This window comes from Streptococcus sp. 2100, from assembly GCF_013276335.1.
Classification (GTDB): domain Bacteria; phylum Bacillota; class Bacilli; order Lactobacillales; family Streptococcaceae; genus Streptococcus; species Streptococcus pseudopneumoniae.
Genome location: NZ_VMKV01000017.1, coordinates 63,981 through 82,244 on the forward strand (window position 1 = coordinate 63,981; position 18,264 = coordinate 82,244).

Below are 18,264 nucleotides of genomic sequence, written 5' to 3' on the forward strand. Positions count from 1 at the left end.
AAATAGATGCAGTGCTTCTAAAATACTGGAATAGGGTATATAGGTAATCGTAGACAAGTGTTTTATAGATTGTCTCGCAGGAGATCTAATGATGTATAGCAAGCTTCACTAAACATATGGGATATTTGTATTATTATAATATCAAAACGCTATAAATTCTATCATGCAAAAGAATGACTAGAACATGAAAGACAGGCACAAAACTTTGAACAATATTCTGAAAACAAAAAAAGACGCGAGTTTCCACAATCTCACTCATGGAAACTCACGTCTTTCAAAAAATAGGGTGAATTGAAAACTAGAACAAGACACTAGATTTTCTAAATGATGTCTAGTAAGGATTCTAAATGCTACACCAAATTGCTCACATCTTATTTCAAACCACGGGACTCCCACAAGAAAGGAAAATCCTATAAAAATTCTCTCTCTGAGGAGAAAGGAGCCTCAACTACAGGTGTAAACTATTATCAATTGAAAACAACAGTTTTTACACTCAATTAGACTTTTTAAGGACAGGATCACTTTCGCTTGTCTGTAGTTTGTCATTTTTTTGATAAAGTTAGTACTTTTTCAGAAACTGTTTTGAAAGTCTCAATGATATAGTCTACTTCTTCATCGCTTAATTTAGTATGAAGAGGGAGGGTAATTTCATTCTCAAAGAAGGCATAGGCCTTAGGATAGTTCGTCATATCAAATCCAAGATTCTTATAGGCTGTCAAGAGAGGAAGCGGTTTGTAGTGAACATTACTTGCAATTCCTGCTTTAGCCAATTCTTGGATGATGAGGTTGCGTTCTTCTAGGCTTGCTCCTTCTACACGGGTGATGTAGAGGTGGCGTGAAGATTCGACAGTTTCAGTCTTGTGTGCCAAAGGATGGATGCGAGAACCTGCAAAACCACTATCATAGCGGTCCACAATGTCCTTACGGCGTTGCAACAAACTTGGATAGCGGTCCAATTGTACCAAACCAAGTGAAGCCATGATATCGGTCATGTTGCACTTATAGGCTGGTGTAACGATATCGTATTCCCATGACCCCAATTGCATCTTGGCAAGAGCATCCTTAGTTTGCCCGTGAAGGGAAAGGATTTGGAATTCCTTGTACATCTCTTCGTCATCAATCACTGGATTGGCTTTCCAAGTCGCACTTCCACCTTCTGCCGTTGTAAAGTTCTTAACGGCATGGAATGAGAAGGAAGTAAAGTCAGCGATAGAACCAGAAGGTTGTCCTTTATAAGTAGATCCCAAAGCGTGGGCACTATCAGAGACAATGACAATACGGTTAAAGGCCTTTTGCCACTTGCTTGAAGCGGTAAAGAAGTCACGTTTTTTCTCCACGACTTGGAACAAACGGTCATAATCGCAAACAATCCCTGCGAGCTCTACTGGGATAATCACCTTAGTTTTCTCAGTGATAGCTTGCTCCAGCAAGTCATAGTCCATTTCAAACGTATCTGCTTGGATATCTACCATGACAGGGGTCGCTCCTACGTGCGTGATGACACTACATGAAGCTGTATAGGTCATGGCTGGAACGATGACTTCATCACCAGGCCCAACTTCAAGCACACGCAAAATTAACTCCAGAGCGGCTGTCGCAGAGTTAAGGCAGACAGTCTTAGGCGTCTGTGTGTATTGGGACAAGCGACGCTCCAGTTCTTTGGTCTTAGGACCTGTTGTAATCCAACCAGAACGAAGGGTATCCGCTACTTCAGCAATTTCTGATTCCGTAATATCGGGTGGTGAAAATGGAATATTGTAATTTGGCATTGATTTGCTCCTTTTATCTGTACTCATTCTCTTATGACTACTTTATTTTAGTACCTCAAATACGGTTTGAAACATGATTTTGATGTCTCCAAGGAAACTAAACTCTCGGAGATAGACGAGGTTATAGCGCATCTTTTCAGGAAGGACGTGTTCGACATAGGCTTGGTCAACCGACAGACCTTTCTCCGTCATTTGACTGATGATAGTGTCCTCATCCTTGTAGTTGATGCTGGTTGGAGAGGTAATCCCTGCTGGTAAGAGCAAGGTCGCCATCATTTCAGGGCTATACCGCTCTGTGTAACGAGGCACTTCAGGTCGTGTACCGACAAAGGACATTTCGCCTTTCAGGACATTGACCAACTGAGGAAGTTCATCCAAACGCACACGGCGGATGAAATTACCAACCTTGGTAATGCGGCTATCGTTAGCAGAAGTCACCAGGCTCCCTTTTTTATCCGCATCCGTCACCATGGTACGGAACTTCCAAATCTTGAAAGGTCGATTGTACTGGGTCACGCGCTCTTGCTTGTAAATCACTGGCCCCTTGCTATCCAACTTGATCCAAATGCTCAAGATGAGAAAGATGGGTGAGGTCAGAACCAGTACTACCAAGGCTAGAACCCAATCCAAGCAACGCTTGAAAATCAGCGAACTCTTCCTTTTAGAGACAAGCTGGTAGTAAGACTCAACCTCGCTTGATTTCATTTCCACGGGCAAGTCTTCCCATTTCAGCATGCTGTTTCTCCTTTGTTTTTATTATACTATTTGTCAACATTTTTCATTATACCACAAAATGGAAAAGGCGGTGAAAGAAATCTGTAATTTGAAAGATTTCCTTCTGGTACTCAATGAAAATCAAAGTACAGCTTTTAGGTTGCAGATAAAGCTGACCTGGTTTTAAGAGATTTTCAAAAAATATTAAGACATAGCTCCTGCCTGCAAGCTATACATCTTGTGATAAGTCCCTCCCAAGGCCAAGAGTTCCTCATGTGTTCCACTCTCAATAATGCGCCCCTTGTCCAAAACATAGATGCAGTTGGCGTCTTGAATAGTAGAAAGGCGGTGAGCGATAGCAATAGTTGTTCGGCCCTGTCTCATCTTCGCCAGAGAAGCTTGAACCAAGCTTTCTGTTTCAGAGTCAATATTGGCGGTCGCTTCATCCAAAATCAGGATTTTAGGCTGGCTGGCAACTGTTCTGGCAAAGGCAAGAAGCTGTCGCTGACCAGTTGAAAAACTCGATCCACGCTCAGACACAGGGGAGTCGTACCCCTTAGGAAGTTCTTGAATAAAGGAATCTGCATCCACAAAGGCTGCCGCAGCCTGAACCTGATCATCACTGATTTCTTGGTACATGGCGATATTGGACTTAATAGTTCCATGATAGAGAAAGGGTTCCTGCAAGACCAAACCGATGTTTTTTCTCAGCTCTTCTTGACTGAAATCCCTGATATCCACATCATCCAAGAGAACTCTCCCTGACTGGAATTCATAAAAGCGCATGAGAACATTTATAATCGAAGATTTCCCCGAACCTGTATGACCTACAAAGGCAATGGTTTCACCCTTGTTGACCGAAAAAGAAATATCATCCAGAATAGGATGTTTGCCATCATATGAGAAACACACATGTTCAAAACGAATATTGCCTTCTTCAACCTCAACCTGACTATTTTCTTGAAGAGGCTCATAGGTTGCCTCGTCAATCAAGGCAAAGACACGGCCTGCAGACACCATAGACGTTTGCAGGGTTGAAAAGTTTTGCGTTACTTCAATCAGAGGATCAAAGAGACGATTGATGTACTGGATAAAAGCATACATAGTCCCGACCGTTATCCCGATAGAAAGACCACGGTAGCCAAAATAGGCCATTAAGACAGTATAACCTAGGAGTTTCAACAAACTCATAGCAGGGCGCAACAAGAGGGCATCAAAGGCTACAGAGCGGTTGGCATAGACCAAGTGTTCTTGGTTAATCTCATCAAATTCTGCCTGCTGGCGCTTTTCTTGATTAAAGACCTGGATAATCCTAATTCCTTCGATATTTTCTACCAGCTTACTATTGATATCTGACAAGAGACTTCTGGTTTTCTCGATAATCTTGACTGATTTTTTACGATAGAGATTGACCAAAAGGAAAATCAAAGGGAGAAAGAGCAGGACTAATGCTGTCAAACGAAAATCCAACACCAACATGGTATAAAGGGTTGTCAAAAAGATAAAAATTGCTGAGATAAAACTGGATAAAATCCCCGAAAACATATCACTGATTGTCTCGGTATCATTAGTCAAACGAGAGACGATAGAGCCTGCTGGCGTCTTGTCAAAATAAGACATGCCTAGCTTCTCCATATTGGCAAAGGCATCGCGACGAATATCCCTCACAATACTGTAAGACACCCGTACAAAGAGAAGATTTCCGACATACTGAACCAGAGTTTGCAGGATATAGAGACCATAGTAGGCCAGCAACACTGTCACAGCGAGTTGATTGAGATTGCTGAGATACTGGTCGATAAAGTGGGAAGCCACAAGGGGAATGACACTTTTAATGACCGTAGTCGCTAGGAGAAAGCTGAGTGCCAAAAAGGTCAGAAGACCATAAGGCTTGAGATAAGATATCAAGCGCTTCAATACAGCCCATTGTTCTTGTTTATTCTGCATCTTCTTCTCCCTTCATTTCCAGCTGCTGAGACTGGTAGGTTTGGGCATACCAGCCATCCAAAGCTAGCAAGTCTTCGTGCCTGCCTCGTTCGATGATTTGACCATTTTGCAGGACTAAAATCAAATCTGCATGGACAACTGCACTGAGGCGATGAGCCGTAATAATGGTTGTCTTGTCCTTTCGCGTCTCCTTAAGGTTGTCGATAATCGCATACTCTGTCTTGGCATCCACGGCCGACAAAGAATCATCCAAAATCAAGATATCAGGGTCTAAAATCATAGCCCGACTCATAGCCAGACGCTGCTTTTGCCCACCAGAAAGACTGACTCCCTTTTCACCAATCAACGTATCAAATCCCTGTGACATGGCTACAATGTCTTGGTAAACTTGAGCTAGCTTAGTCGCTTCCTCGACCGCTGAAATGGGCAAGTTAGGATTGCCAAAGCGAATATTGTCTAAAATCGAAGTCGCAAAGAGGAACTGGTCCTGAGGGACGTAGCCCATAAGACTACGAAGGTCTGTCAAACGATAATCGCGAATATCGTGACCATTTAGATAAATAGCTCCCTTATCCACATCGTACTCACGCAAGAGGAGTTTAATCAAGGATGTTTTCCCAGAGCCTGTCTGCCCAACCAAGCCCAGAGTTTGCCCTTTTTCCAAACTAAAGTGAATATCCATTAGCGTTTCCTCGTTTTCAAAAGCAAAGTTATCAATAGCATACTCCAAGCGCCCGTTTTCAATACCATCCAGAGGAAACTCGGAGTCTTTTACAGATGATTCCTGAGACAAAAGATTCTCAATCCGCTGGTAAGAAACCTTTCCTCGCTGAGTGATATTAAAGAGGAAACCAATAGCCATGAGAGGCCAGACCATCATATCCAAATAACTAATAAAAGTGACCAAATTTCCAACTGTAATCTGCCCCTCCCGAACCATCAAAGAGCCGACTAAGAGTGTTAAAACATAGGATAATCCAACAAACAAGAAAACCATTGGGTCAAAGAGTCTATCGTATTTCATGGTTTGGAGATTCTTTTGGAAGGTTAATTCATTGACTGCCTGAAAGGACTCCAGCTCATCTGCCTGATAACCAAAAGACTTGGTCACTTTGATACCTGATACAGACTCCTGAACCTTGTTATTGAGTTCAGAAAAGGCATCCTGTGACTCTCCAAAGACCTTATGAGTCTTTCTTCCCAAACGACTGGTCGCATATGCCATAAAAGGCAGGGGTAAAATTGCAACTAGAGTCATCTGCCAGGAAATGCTAAAGAGCATGGTCAGCAAAGTCACTAAAGCTGTAATAGAGGCATCCACCGCAGATATAACACCACCACCTGCAAGACTCGTCAAAGAATTGATATCATTGGTTGCGTGTGCCATCAAGTCCCCCGTCCGATAGGTTTGATAAAAGGCTGGAGACATCTTTGTAAAATGCTCAAACAAGCGAGACCTCATAATCTGCCCCAGACGGTAGGATGTCCCAAGAATATACATACGCCAAACATAGCGCAGATAGTACATACCAAAGGCCGCAAGAAGCAAGTAAAATAGGTAAATAAGTAGTTCATTCTGAATTAATTGCCCCGATGTGATAGCATCAATGATCCGCCCCATGACCATTGGGGGAATGAGGTTAAGGACAGAAACCAAGACCAAGGCCACAATTCCGACTAGATAACGGCGTTTTTCTAGCTTAAAAAACCACCAGAGTTTTTGAATAATGGACATAAAATTCCTTTCTAGTTCCAAATGGAAACCTGAGACTCCGACCCCAGGTTTTTCTTATTCATAGGTTACAACTGTAACGTCACCTTTGTCATACTCAGCGATAAAGATATTGGCTACATTGTCATGCCCTTGTTTGCCGAGATTATCAATCAAGCACTCTTCGCTACAGCCAAGCGATTCCAAGACTTCTACTTGGATAACACCATCAGTCACAATTAGATACTTAGGATTTTCATCTCCCATTTGGACCACGATGAGTTGGTCATTTTGCTCCTGCACAGCTCGTTCAACTTGCTTCATCTGGAAAATCCCTTGGCTACGAAGTTTGAGGGTTACATCCACCCCAAACAAATCAACCGAACGACAGGCTTCTAGGTCAATCTTCTCATGTTTGATGAGGAGAGTTGGCTTACCATCAATCAAACATTTCACAAAACGAATATTATGAAGCCACTTGAGGGTCAAAACCAAAATAGTCCACATCAGTAAAATCACCTCGTACTGCAAAATGCTGATAGAACTATTGTAAATCACACCACCAATGATAGCACAGAGAACATAATTCTGAATTTAATCTGTCGCAGAGTTAGGTGCTAAGTTCCCCTTTCCTGTCACATTGATAACAAAACAAGTGAGAAGAGCCCCAAGGCCAGTTCGATTACAATTTCCATACAGTTGAGTGTCACTTGTTTACCTTCACCAATTCAATAACGTCTGTTTGATGCAATTCTAATTTCTTTAAAAGATACTTGTCTAATTCGCTCCCGTTCATAGCACGATAGACATTTGAACCTACCTTGACAAGCGCTCCATCAGTGGTAACTGAAGTATTTACGTAAACTTCTGATTTATCCACTCCCAAGTCTTTGGAAACGACCTCTATAAAATGAAGTGAAGTTTGAAATTGGTTGTTAGAGGCTTGATTGGTCTGGTATTTTGAAATTGTCACCAAAAGCATGGCTACTAAAGTCAAGGCTAAAATCATGACCAATTCCCGAAACTTAGTCCCCTTTTTATCTCGATAAGCTTTAAAAGCAAAAAAACCTGTGATAGCTAGGAGAATAATCCCAAAGCCAATCATGATTCCATTTTGCTGACTGATTTGGCTAAGAACATATTCATATGAGTAAAATTTCATTTATTTTCACGCCTTTTCATAAAATCATTCTTCATTATAAATGAAAGAGGGTGATTTTTCAAACCATACGTTGGGGAAACAGACATATCAGACCAACTTCTCAAACTAATGACTCCAGTAGCTATTTCAAGATTCTAATTTTGATAATTGATAAGAATAGACACTAGGAATTATCACTACAAAGAAAAGTGTCAAGAAGAATACCCAGTAAACATATAGTTGCACAAAGGAATTTAGAAACAATAACAATCCTCCGAATACCCAAATTTTCCCAGCTAGGCGATGCGTTTTTCTCCAGTTTTTATCATTCTCCAAGGTCCACGGAAGTCGAATACCGATTATATAATTTCGGTGTGTTTTTGGTAGATAATTTCCAATTACGATCATCACGACTCCCATAAAAATCTGAGCTAGAATCCCGCTCATCATGGAATAACCCAAAGATTCTCCGAAGATAGAAATCATTAATAGACAAGATACAAAAGGAATAATCCAGTAAATCAAAACTTGTATTTTTGAACTGATATTGCTAGATTTAGGATCCTTAATCATTAAAAATAGAAGCAACCAATGCATCAAAAGCATGAGAGTCGGTAATCCAAAGATAGCAGACATTTTATGATTGTAGCCATCTGCTTGACCCAGTAGATTAAAATGAGTGGGTATCTCCTCTGGTAATTGATTCCAGAAAACACAACCTACAAGGGAAGGTAGTAGGATGAGAATGCTCGTAAATAATACCAATTTCTTATTGATTTTTATCTTCATCAAAATGATCTCCTTTCAGATCTGCTAACCAAACCATTATATCCTCTAAAACCGATGTATTTAACTCATAATAAATAAAGTTTTTTTCTTTCATTTCATGAATCAAATCCGCTGCTTTCAAAATCGTGAGATGGTGTGAAATAGTTGCACTAGTCAACTCGAATTGACTGGCAATTTCTCCTGCAGGTAATCTACCTGTTTTGAGTAAATTCAAAATCTCTCTCCTAACTGAATGAGATAAGGCTTTAAAGCTATTTGCAAAACTCATAATGCCTCCTTTCCCTTTGTAATATTAGTAGGGCTAGGACTAAGCAAGGTAGAACTGATAGCATTCCTGTCGGTGATGGGTCTAAAATCAAGAGGCTTGAAACTTTTTCTCCTGGTAATTGAAAGAGTAACCCAATACCTGCAGTTGCATTGATTGCCCCATGAAATAGGACTGAAGCCCAGATAGAGCCTGTCTTTTCCAACAACCAGCTTAACAATATTCCTAGGCTAAAACAAAATAGAAACATGGCGACAACTCCTAAAACGGGATAAGAAAAATAAGATAGTCCATAATTATAGCCTTGCAAATTGATTGGTAGATGCCAAAGACTCCAAATGAGACCAAGCAAGACATGAGTCTGGACTCTTGAAAAGCGTCCTCTTAGCACTGGGTAAAGATAGCCACGCCAACCAATTTCCTCCCCTAATGCAAAGAAACTATTAAGAAAAGGAGCGTAAGTCAAACTAGCTAGGATTTGAATCAAAGCCAAGAAAGATAAGGGAATGGCTGATTGAGAGACACCTTTTTCTTGTAAAATAGCTTGAATAGATTCAAAACCAAGGCTGAAATTGCTAGGAAATACAAGAAAATAAAGTCCCGCTCCTAAAAAACTGATAACTGCTGGTAACCAGATAGCTAGTAAGTAAAAGCGCCAGTTCCTCTTGAGATTCACGGCTAATTTAGATTTGATTCCACTAGGTTGATTCGTGATTTTCCCTAAGAGAAAGACTGCAAGCGCAGGCATCCACATGGCTACAATACTAGCAAGTTGACTCCATGGAGAATTTAGACCAACACCACCTATCCATAGTGCCAACCATATTATCCAAGCAAGGGCATAAGCCAAGACCACAAAAAGAAGGATTGTTCTCTTATTTGACATATATGTAACTTCACTTTCTATTTAGATATTTTTCTAAATAACATTATACACCTTTCTATTCTAAACACAAGAGCTATTTAGATTTTTTTCTAAATAGTTTAGGGAATTTTTATTTTCTCAGGATAAAGTCTAAAGAGTGATTTTTCAAACCATACGTTGGGGAAATAGACCTTTTTTTGGTATAATAAAATCTATAATCTGAATGAAAAAGGTAACTTTATGAAACTTATCTCATGGAATATTGATTCCCTAAACGCTGCCCTAACTAGTGATTCAGCTCGTGCCAAATTGTCCCAAGAAGTCCTACAAACCTTGGTCGCTGAAAATGCTGATATTATCGCTATCCAAGAAACCAAGCTTTCTGCCAAAGGGCCTACAAAGAAACACTTGGAAATTTTAGAAGAACTCTTCCCAGGCTACGAAAACACGTGGCGCTCTTCTCAAGAACCTGCCCGCAAAGGCTATGCTGGTACTATGTTCCTCTATAAGAAAGAACTCACACCTACTGTCACTTTCCCAGAAATCGGTGCCCCTTCTACCATGGACTTGGAAGGCCGCATCATCACTTTGGAATTTGATAAATTTTTCGTGACCCAGGTTTACACACCAAATGCTGGTGATGGTCTCAAACGCTTGGAAGAACGCCAAGTCTGGGATGTCAAATATGCTGAGTACTTGGCTGAACTAGACAAAGAAAAACCAGTTCTTGCGACCGGTGATTACAACGTTGCCCACAATGAAATCGACCTTGCAAATCCTGCTAGCAACCGCCGTTCACCAGGATTTACCGACGAGGAACGTGCTGGATTTACCAACCTTTTGGCAACTGGATTTACCGACACCTTCCGTCATGTTCATGGCGATGTTCCAGAACGCTACACTTGGTGGGCACAACGTAGCAAAACTTCTAAAATCAACAATACAGGCTGGAGAATCGACTACTGGCTCACAAGTAACCGCATCGCTGACAAGGTGACCAAGTCTGATATGATTGACTCTGGTGCGCGCCAAGACCACACACCCATTGTCATGGAGATTGAGCTCTAAGGAGAAAGCTAATGGACTATCAAGCTGTCATTCCTGAATTTGTAGTATCTGACCTCGAAAAGTCACGCCACTTCTACTGCGACTTGCTGGGATTTTCTGTCGAATACGAGCGTCCAGAGGAGAAATTTCTCTTCCTCTCGCTTGAAGACTGCCAACTTATGCTAGAAGAAGGCAGCACAGAAGAATTAGCCCAACTAACCTATCCTTTCGGGCGCGGTGTCAATATTTCCTTTGGCATTGCAGATGTCCCTCAGCTCCACCAAAAACTGCTGGAAGCTGACTATCCTATCCATTGTCCGCTGACCAAAAGAGAATTTCGAGTGGGAGATAGCTTTATTTACCCTCACGAATTTGCAGTTTTGGATCCAGATGGCTATTTTTTAAGATTTAGCGAATAGAAAAATCTTTCAAATCAGAAAAAGACATATTGTCAGGTCTTGAAGAATCTTGATAATATGTCTTTTATGATGGAAAATACTTCTAAATGTTAGCCTACAATTGATAATTTATCTATTTTTCTTCAATTTGTTCGTTTTTTATTCCAAAAAAACTGACAAAACATTTGATTTCTAAAATTATTTAGTATAAAATAAAAACATTGGCACAAGCCTGTTTAAAATTGAATATCGTTTTACTTGTTTATGTCGTGAATTGGCACGACGTTTCTACAAGGTGCCGGAACACCTAACAATAAGTAAGTTGGCTTAAAGGTATGGTCTTTTTTGTCATGCCTATTTTGGGACTTGCTTAGAGATTAAGTAGGTCCTTTTTCAATTTCTTACTAGAAACTCTAAACAAGCAAATGAAGCATCTTTTAGACTTTAGGAGGTCTTATGAAATTATTAGAAGAGCGCATCCTCAAGGATGGGCATATCTTGGGTGACAACATCCTCAAGGTGGATTCCTTTTTAACCCACCAAGTTGACTTTAGCTTGATGCGAGAGATTGGTAAGGTTTTTGCGGAAAAATTTGCTGCTGCTGGCATTACTAAGGTTGTGACCATTGAAGCGTCAGGCATTGCCCCAGCCCTTTTTACAGCTGAATCCTTAAACATTCCCATGATTTTCGCTAAAAAAGCTAAAAACATCACTATGAATGAAGGCATCTTAACTGCCCAAGTCTACTCCTTTACCAAGCAGGTAACCAGCACCGTTTCTATCGCTGGAAAATTCCTCTCACCAGAGGACAAGGTATTGATTATCGACGATTTCCTTGCTAACGGCCAAGCTGCTAAAGGCTTGATTCAGATCATCGAACAGGCTGGAGCCACAGTCGAAGCTATCGGTATCGTAATTGAAAAATCTTTCCAAGATGGCCGTGATTTGCTTGAAAAAGCAGGTTACCCTGTTCTATCACTCGCTCGTTTGGATCGTTTTGAAAATGGTCAAGTCGTATTTAAGGAGGCAGATCTCTAATGCAAACTCAAGAAAAACATTCGCAAGCAGCCGTTCTTGGCTTGCAGCACTTACTAGCCATGTACTCAGGATCTATCCTGGTTCCCATCATGATTGCGACAGCCCTTGGCTATTCAACTGAGCAGTTGACCTACCTGATTTCCACAGATATCTTCATGTGTGGTGTGGCAACCTTCCTCCAACTCCAACTCAACAAATACTTTGGGATTGGGCTACCAGTCGTTCTTGGGGTTGCCTTCCAGTCGGTAGCTCCCTTGATTATGATTGGGCAAAGCCATGGTAGTGGCGCTATGTTTGGTGCCCTTATCGCATCAGGGATTTACGTGGTTCTTGTTTCAGGTATCTTCTCAAAAGTAGCCAATCTCTTCCCATCTATCGTAACAGGATCTGTTATTACCACGATTGGTTTAACCTTGATCCCTGTCGCTATTGGAAATATGGGAAATAACGTTCCAGAACCAACTGGTCAAAGTCTCTTGCTTGCAGCTATTACTGTTCTGATTATCCTCTTGATCAACATCTTTACCAAAGGATTTATCAAGTCTATCTCTATTTTGATTGGTCTGGTTGTTGGAACCGCCATTGCTGCTAGCATGGGTTTGGTGGACTTCTCTCCTGTTGCGTCAGCACCACTTGTCCATGTCCCAACTCCACTCTACTTTGGGATGCCAACCTTTGAAATCTCATCTATTGTCATGATGTGTATCATCGCAACGGTGTCTATGGTTGAGTCGACTGGTGTTTACCTAGCCTTGTCTGATATCACGAAAGATCCAATCGACAGCACGCGCCTGCGCAACGGTTACCGCGCAGAAGGTTTGGCCGTACTTCTCGGAGGAATCTTTAACACCTTCCCTTACACCGGATTTTCACAAAACGTTGGTTTGGTTAAATTATCAGGTATCAAGACTCGCCTGCCAATCTACTACGCAGCTGGTTTCCTGGTTCTCCTTGGACTCCTTCCTAAGTTTGGTGCCCTTGCTCAAATCATTCCGAGCCCTGTCCTCGGTGGTGCCATGCTGGTGATGTTTGGTTTTGTATCCATTCAAGGGATGCAAATCCTCGCTCGTGTTGACTTTGCTAACAATGAACATAACTTCCTTATCGCAGCTGTTTCAATCGCTGCAGGTGTCGGACTCAACAACAGTAATCTCTTTGTCAGCATGCCGACAGCCTTCCAAATGTTCTTCTCAAACGGAATCGTCGTAGCCAGCCTACTCGCCATTGTCCTCAATGCCGTATTAAATCATAAAAAGAAATAAGAAAAAGAGGTGTGAGCCTCTTTTTTTGTTTATCACAAATTGATTATAAATACTATCAATCCCAATTCCCATCTAATATTTCTTTTATAAACTTCTTAGGCATCCAAAAGGAGTGTTTTGTAATCCTACGTCCATCTGGAAGTTCATCTGTATCAGATAATGAGCCTTTCCCAACAAATTTTCCTTTTTCAATTTCATAGTAAGCATTGGTAGCATGTAATTTCGTAAATAGAATTCTATTTATCTTACTTTGAGGGAAATTAGTTGAAACTTTATTACCATTTTGAGTTAATTTAACTCCGTCAGAAATAATTTGTCTAGTTTCCTGCCACACTCTTTGGATTTCTTCTAATTGTCTATCCTGAAATCCCCAAAATTTGATAGAATCTAATACAAATAGCTTAGGTTCAATTTCCTTAAAAATAACGAAAAGGAATCGTTTATTATAAATTTCATTATAAACATGTGATGATTCCTAACTATCTGTTGCTGCTAATTCTTTAAAACAATAAGTTTTAAATGGAGAGTCTTCCTTAGGTAAATTATTCTTATCTACTCGAATAACTCTCAAATTCATGTTTGCTTTTTGAAATTCTTTGGTCTTATCCAAATCCCCTGTCAAGCCTAAAATTTTTCTAATCAGAGTACTATTCTTACCTTTTGCCTTGGGATTCACTTCAAATCTATCATATAACTTTTGTTCAGAGAAACCTTTGTAGGAAAGAATCTTCTCTGCAATAACCTCAGTAAATGACTTTTTTTCACCCCTAAAATTAGCCAAAACACTTTCTTGATCTGATTGGTTAAAAATTTTATGATTAATCAGATAGGTCATATAACTTGATTTTAATTCCCAAGCTCTTTGTTTTGCTAATTCATGACTAAATGGTTGCTGTCTTAAATCCTTTCCTTTACCTGCACCTTTTGTACAAGTTGATAAATAGTTTCCATCTGATTCTGATAATTCATGTGCCCTTCCATTTTTGATTTTATCTATAATCTTCTGATAGTCTTCAAGGATGACTGCCATATCCTCCTCAAACCATTCATATAAAAATATTTTTTCAATGACATAGTCCTTCATTGTTTGATTGGGAATTAAGCCATTGTAAAACAATAACAAAATCTTTGCACATTTTTTCCATAAATGAGTGGAGTAAAAATCCTCTAAATTTTCCTCCATATAGTTTAGTATTGTTAATACAAGTCGTTCTTTTGCACTAAGTGTCCCATTTTTGTTTATCTTAAAAGGAGTAACTTTTAACTCTACACCTATTTTTTCAAAGTCAGCTTCCGAGTCACTATTTGGCTGGTAACCATAGAAATATTTTTCAATATAATTTCCATACTGCCCTTTTGACTTCATACTAATTGCTTTATCTTGTACCTCAGAGACTACTCTATCATTATAATCGTCATATGATTTATAAAGCGAACGATTATACTCTTCCATAACATCGGAAAATTTTCTATTTAATAGTTTATGAGAATATTCAATAACACTATCGATATCTTCATCGTTATAGTTAAATAAGTTTTGATCCATTTTCTTCTCCTATCTTTTATATTATATCAAATTAAACTAAAGCAAACATTAATACTTGATCAATCATTGAAAATAGTATATAATGGATTAAACTGTAAAAAAAATGAAGGAGAAAAGATGAAAGTTCTCGAACTATTTGCTGGAGTTGGCGGTTTTCGGATAGGATTAGAAAATGCCGATAAGCAACTCTTTAAAACAAAATGGGCAAACCAATGGGAACCATCTCGTAAATCTCAAGACGCATTTGAGGTCTATGATTATCACTTCCCCAATAGCGAAAACATCAATATTAGTATCTCTGATGTAACAGACGAACAATTTTCCAAAATGGATGCCGATATGATTGTCGGTGGTTTTCCTTGCCAAGATTACTCTGTTGCGCGTAGCAAGAAAGATGAAAAAGGTATTGAAGGAAAAAAAGGAGTTTTATTTTGGGAAATCATTAGAGCAACTGAAATCATTAAACCCAAATACTTAATTCTGGAAAACGTGGATAGGCTTTTAAAAGCGCCCTCAAAACAGAGAGGACGTGATTTTGCAATCATGCTAACAGCTTTTAATAACCTTGGATATTCTGTAGAGTGGAGAGTTATTAATGCTGCTGAGTATGGAAGAAGCCAACGAAGACGTCGTGTATTCTTTTTCGTATATCGAAATGATACAGTCTTTGCCCAAAAAAATGACAATCTTTACGAAAAAAATGAAGAAATCTTTGAAGATAATAGGTATGATGACTATATTTTCAATCAAGGTCTATTTGCAAAACAATTTCCTATTAAACCTATAGCAGTTAAAAATCGTCATGTGTTTTATGAGTTACCAAATGATATAGTTGAAGTTTCAGATACTTTTACTGGTACTGTTTGGAATACAGGAATTATGAGACATGGAAAATACTATTCTATTGATACAGAACCTAATTACAATGGCAATCCTATCACTCTAGGAGAAATTCTTCAAGATGAGTCTGAAGTACCTGAAAAATATTTTTTAACTGATCAGTCAAAATTGGAAAAATTTCAATATCTTAGAGGACCTAAGAAAATTGAACGAACATCCTCTGACGGACATCAATACATCTATTCAGAAGGAGGAATGTCCCCTTATGATGATTTAAACCTTCCAGGACGAACAATGCTTACATCCGAAGGAACAGTTAATCGTTCCACACATTTATTATTTGTAAACAATAAATATAGATTAATTACACCCATTGAAGCTGAACGCCTTCAGGATTTCCCAGATGATTGGACAGCTAAAAAGAAATTGTTAGATGGATCTATTGTAGAGGTATCTGATAAAATGAGAATGTTTTTTATGGGAAATGCTTTGGTTACTGAGATTGTAAAAGAAATTGCTAAATTTATTAAAAAAATTGATTAATTTATCTGAAACTAAAAAAGAGGTGCGAGCCTCTTTTTTGTGTGACAAAATAAAAACATCTATCTAATCATATATGCTAGTGTCATAGTTCTGAAAATCATCTGAATCAAGAACAATTTCACAACTCTTATACTTTTCTCTTACAAGTCGTTCGACTTCATCTGGATTTTCAGCCTCTATACTTACTAAACGTGATAAAGTTTCTGTAATTTCTACTGTATACTTTTTCAGTTTTAAATTGCTTTCCAATCATTCACTTATTAGCAATAATCTATATAGTTTTGGGCTTTCCAACCACTCTGGTAATTCATCTCCATATTCCCAGCTATATTTTTTATTCAATAAAAAAAGTTGTTTCTCATCACCAAACTCCATATTTTCAGACAACCACCTCACACAATCAGGGTCTGATAAAGTATAAACCATTACACATAAGTTTTCATAATTTCCGATACTTTCCTCTACCTTTAAATTCTATTATTTCTTTGTCTCTTAATATTTGAAGCTGTTGCCTAATCTTTTCTTTGATATGATTGTTCTTAACAAAGATATTTTTTAGGTCACTTTCAAAACGATACATATCTTCAAGGGTAAATTCTGAACCCTCTATCTTATCTATACAATTTAGAATTTCTATTGTCCAACCTCTTACTGAAAGAGAGTTCTTCCTTAAAAATAAACTTTGCTTAAATTCTTTTGTAACTTTTTCTGGATCTCTAACTTGTCCATTTTTCACAAAAAATATTCTTCCTTTAGAAAGTACTTGTGATAAATCAATGTTACAACCAATCCAACCTGCTCGTCTAGCAGTTGGCGCAAGTGGCTTCCTTTGAATAATTGATTTCGGTGTAACAAATTGCTTCGGAAGGACAAGAAAATTATTTACCTCAAAATTTTTTGTATAAGTTAAAAAAGAAATTAGAATTATTATCTACCTGCACACGCTCCATCATCGTTGCATAAGCACCATCATTGATTGTTGATGAAAAATTTCCTTTTTTGCTCTTTAGTTCAAACTCCTCACTACAATGATTACAGTAAAAATCTGCTACAGGTCTATTATTTTCAAAATGATTTAAAGGATTTTTCCCACAATTAGGGCAATAAGACTGACGATAAACCCAATCCTCCATTAAGATACGTGCCTTCTGACTATTACTTTTATAGGTTTCTACTAGTTCTAAATTAAATTGTAATTCCATTTAAAAATTCCTCACTAATATGAGAATTCACTCGATATAAGCAATTAAAATCTACTATAACTAGTATACCACATATATGTACCTATTACATTTGTATTTCATCATTCTCTTTTATATTTCCTTCTCACATATCTCATAAAATATACCCTAGTTCTTGAGCTAATTTTAAAGAAAAAGCATAAAATTGAGCTATATTCGCTGGTATGGTAATTGCCATGGCAAGTCCACCTGGTAATCCTGCAACAACAGAAGTCCCACTCGCTAATAAAACATTATCCCTAATACAGACATTAGCCACTCGATCTAAGATTTCTTAAGATAAGAGAGACGTTGGGCCTTGTTCTAATAAGGTAGGAATGTCCTGTGAATCTAATTCTTTGGAAAACTTATCCACTAAAAACTTCGAACGATCAACCTTAACAACAGGTAGTTTCACCACTTGTTGCAATACTTGCATAGCTAAGTCTTGTTCAGCCATATAAATACCTCTTTCTCTTGTATCTTTATCTCATAATATCACACTATCTAAATTTTATAAATCTTTTTAATAATTTTTAATACTCTTCGAAAATCAAATTCAAACTACGTCAGCTTCACCTTGCCCTACTCCAGTACAGCCTGCGGCTAGTTTCCTAGTTTGCTCTTTGATTTTCATTGAGTATAAGTCTAGAAAGATTCCCCCATCATGTTTTATTGCCTTTTTCTCCACCAAAAAAGAGGGTTGCCCCTCTTCTTTAGTTCTTATCCAGATTGCGTAGCATCTCGTCAATCTTGTTTCCATACTCGATGGACTCGTCTTTGACGAAGGTCAAATCTGGGATTTTGTACAATTTCAAATTGCGACCAAGTTCACGTTTGATGGTACCAGTTGCTTTTTCAAGCCCGATTTGGACTTTTTGGATATCCGAAGCAAGGTTACTCAAAATGGTGTAATAAACCTTGGCAACAGACAAGTCACCCAGCATCTGAACATCTGTGATGGTCACACCTTGGACACGTGGATCACGGACTTTCTTTTGCAAAATCTCATTGACTTCACGCTTGATTTCCATGCCCACACGATCTGTACGGAAATGATTTGCCATGATATTCCTTTCTCTACTTTGAACCAAAAGCTAGGCCAGCAGACCTAGCTATTTTTATTAGATAGAGGAACTAGAGCCATTTGAATCTAGGAAACAAGCCTT

At 38.8% G+C, this 18,264-nt stretch carries 14 protein-coding genes, 5 pseudogenes and 1 riboswitch; of the genes and pseudogenes, 5 read left to right on the forward strand and 14 right to left on the reverse strand.

The genetic code is table 11. The annotated features are described in order from the left end of the window. Positions 1 to 542: 542 nt before the first annotated feature. From HT669_RS03505 to HT669_RS03545, 9 genes and pseudogenes are all read right to left on the reverse strand, one after another. Complete coding sequence (locus HT669_RS03505; protein WP_084675178.1) at positions 543 to 1,769, reverse strand: DegT/DnrJ/EryC1/StrS aminotransferase family protein; 1,227 nt, start codon at positions 1,767 to 1,769, stop codon at positions 543 to 545. 42 nt (positions 1,770 to 1,811) lie between these two features. Further along, positions 1,812 to 2,504 carry a sugar transferase gene (locus HT669_RS03510; protein ID WP_000922216.1) on the reverse strand — a complete coding sequence of 231 codons (693 nt, stop codon included), beginning with the start codon at positions 2,502 to 2,504 and terminating at the stop codon, positions 1,812 to 1,814. A gap of 183 nt (positions 2,505 to 2,687) precedes the next feature. After that, positions 2,688 to 4,430: an ABC transporter ATP-binding protein gene (locus HT669_RS03515; RefSeq protein ID WP_001180122.1), complete on the reverse strand. Its 1,743-nt coding sequence runs from the start codon at positions 4,428 to 4,430 to the stop codon at positions 2,688 to 2,690. Then, positions 4,420 to 6,165: an ABC transporter transmembrane domain-containing protein gene (locus tag HT669_RS03520; protein ID WP_000022577.1), complete on the reverse strand. Its 1,746-nt coding sequence runs from the start codon at positions 6,163 to 6,165 to the stop codon at positions 4,420 to 4,422. Before HT669_RS03520 ends, HT669_RS03515 begins: the two co-directional genes overlap by 11 nt. A 54-nt stretch (positions 6,166 to 6,219) precedes the next feature. Further along, a pseudogene (locus tag HT669_RS03525) lies at positions 6,220 to 6,851 on the reverse strand (DUF421 domain-containing protein). Beyond that, entirely contained in the window at positions 6,848 to 7,303 is a 456-nt protein-coding gene (locus tag HT669_RS03530; protein WP_000675346.1) for a DUF3290 family protein, read from the reverse strand. The pseudogene HT669_RS03525 and the gene HT669_RS03530 overlap by 4 nt, the downstream one beginning before the upstream one ends. Before the next feature lie 126 nt (positions 7,304 to 7,429). Next, positions 7,430 to 8,071 carry an SdpI family protein gene (locus HT669_RS03535; RefSeq protein ID WP_079247579.1) on the reverse strand — a complete coding sequence of 214 codons (642 nt, stop codon included), beginning with the start codon at positions 8,069 to 8,071 and terminating at the stop codon, positions 7,430 to 7,432. After that, positions 8,052 to 8,339 (reverse strand): autorepressor SdpR family transcription factor, encoded by a 288-nt coding sequence (locus HT669_RS03540; protein WP_050222921.1) that lies wholly within the window; start codon positions 8,337 to 8,339, stop codon positions 8,052 to 8,054. The genes HT669_RS03535 and HT669_RS03540 overlap by 20 nt, the downstream gene beginning before the upstream one ends. Continuing rightward, positions 8,323 to 9,222 carry a type II CAAX endopeptidase family protein gene (locus HT669_RS03545; RefSeq protein ID WP_101514727.1) on the reverse strand — a complete coding sequence of 300 codons (900 nt, stop codon included), beginning with the start codon at positions 9,220 to 9,222 and terminating at the stop codon, positions 8,323 to 8,325. The genes HT669_RS03540 and HT669_RS03545 overlap by 17 nt, the downstream gene beginning before the upstream one ends. Before the next feature lie 219 nt (positions 9,223 to 9,441). Here HT669_RS03545 and HT669_RS03550 point away from each other — a divergent pair, with 219 nt between their 5' ends. The 4 genes from HT669_RS03550 (at position 9,442) to HT669_RS03565 (ending at position 12,946) form a co-directional block, all read left to right on the forward strand. After that, positions 9,442 to 10,269, forward strand: a complete 828-nt coding sequence (locus tag HT669_RS03550) for an exodeoxyribonuclease III (protein ID WP_172922065.1) — start codon at positions 9,442 to 9,444, stop codon at positions 10,267 to 10,269. 11 nt (positions 10,270 to 10,280) lie between these two features. Further along, the gene (locus HT669_RS03555; RefSeq protein ID WP_172933622.1) at positions 10,281 to 10,667 is read left to right on the forward strand and encodes a VOC family protein; all 387 of its coding nucleotides are present in this window, start codon (positions 10,281 to 10,283) and stop codon (positions 10,665 to 10,667) included. 217 nt (positions 10,668 to 10,884) lie between these two features. Then, a riboswitch (purine riboswitch) is annotated at positions 10,885 to 10,980 on the forward strand. A gap of 122 nt (positions 10,981 to 11,102) precedes the next feature. Continuing rightward, the gene (locus tag HT669_RS03560; protein WP_000770400.1) at positions 11,103 to 11,684 is read left to right on the forward strand and encodes a xanthine phosphoribosyltransferase; all 582 of its coding nucleotides are present in this window, start codon (positions 11,103 to 11,105) and stop codon (positions 11,682 to 11,684) included. Then, positions 11,684 to 12,946: a nucleobase:cation symporter-2 family protein gene (locus HT669_RS03565; RefSeq protein ID WP_023940821.1), complete on the forward strand. Its 1,263-nt coding sequence runs from the start codon at positions 11,684 to 11,686 to the stop codon at positions 12,944 to 12,946. The genes HT669_RS03560 and HT669_RS03565 overlap by 1 nt, the downstream gene beginning before the upstream one ends. A gap of 55 nt (positions 12,947 to 13,001) precedes the next feature. Here HT669_RS03565 and HT669_RS03570 read toward each other — a convergent pair. After that, positions 13,002 to 14,492: pseudogene (locus HT669_RS03570) on the reverse strand (Sau3AI family type II restriction endonuclease). Positions 14,493 to 14,609: 117 nt separating this feature from the next. Between HT669_RS03570 and dcm the strand changes: the two are divergent. Beyond that, positions 14,610 to 15,875, forward strand: coding sequence for a DNA (cytosine-5-)-methyltransferase (dcm, locus tag HT669_RS03575; protein WP_000865858.1), 1,266 nt, complete (start codon positions 14,610 to 14,612; stop codon positions 15,873 to 15,875). 63 nt (positions 15,876 to 15,938) lie between these two features. Here the strand turns inward: dcm and HT669_RS11025 are convergent. The 4 genes and pseudogenes from HT669_RS11025 to rbfA all read right to left on the reverse strand — a co-directional run. Beyond that, positions 15,939 to 16,319: pseudogene (locus HT669_RS11025) on the reverse strand (DpnD/PcfM family protein); the annotation flags it as partial. Continuing rightward, positions 16,315 to 17,077: pseudogene (locus tag HT669_RS03585) on the reverse strand (DpnI domain-containing protein). The pseudogenes HT669_RS11025 and HT669_RS03585, both read right to left, overlap by 5 nt. A 139-nt stretch (positions 17,078 to 17,216) precedes the next feature. Further along, a pseudogene (locus HT669_RS11030) lies at positions 17,217 to 17,555 on the reverse strand (hypothetical protein); the annotation flags it as partial. Positions 17,556 to 17,811: 256 nt separating this feature from the next. Continuing rightward, on the reverse strand, positions 17,812 to 18,162 hold the full coding sequence (gene rbfA / locus HT669_RS03595; RefSeq protein WP_001273597.1) for a 30S ribosome-binding factor RbfA: 351 nt from the start codon (positions 18,160 to 18,162) through the stop codon (positions 17,812 to 17,814). Positions 18,163 to 18,264: the final 102 nt, after the last annotated feature.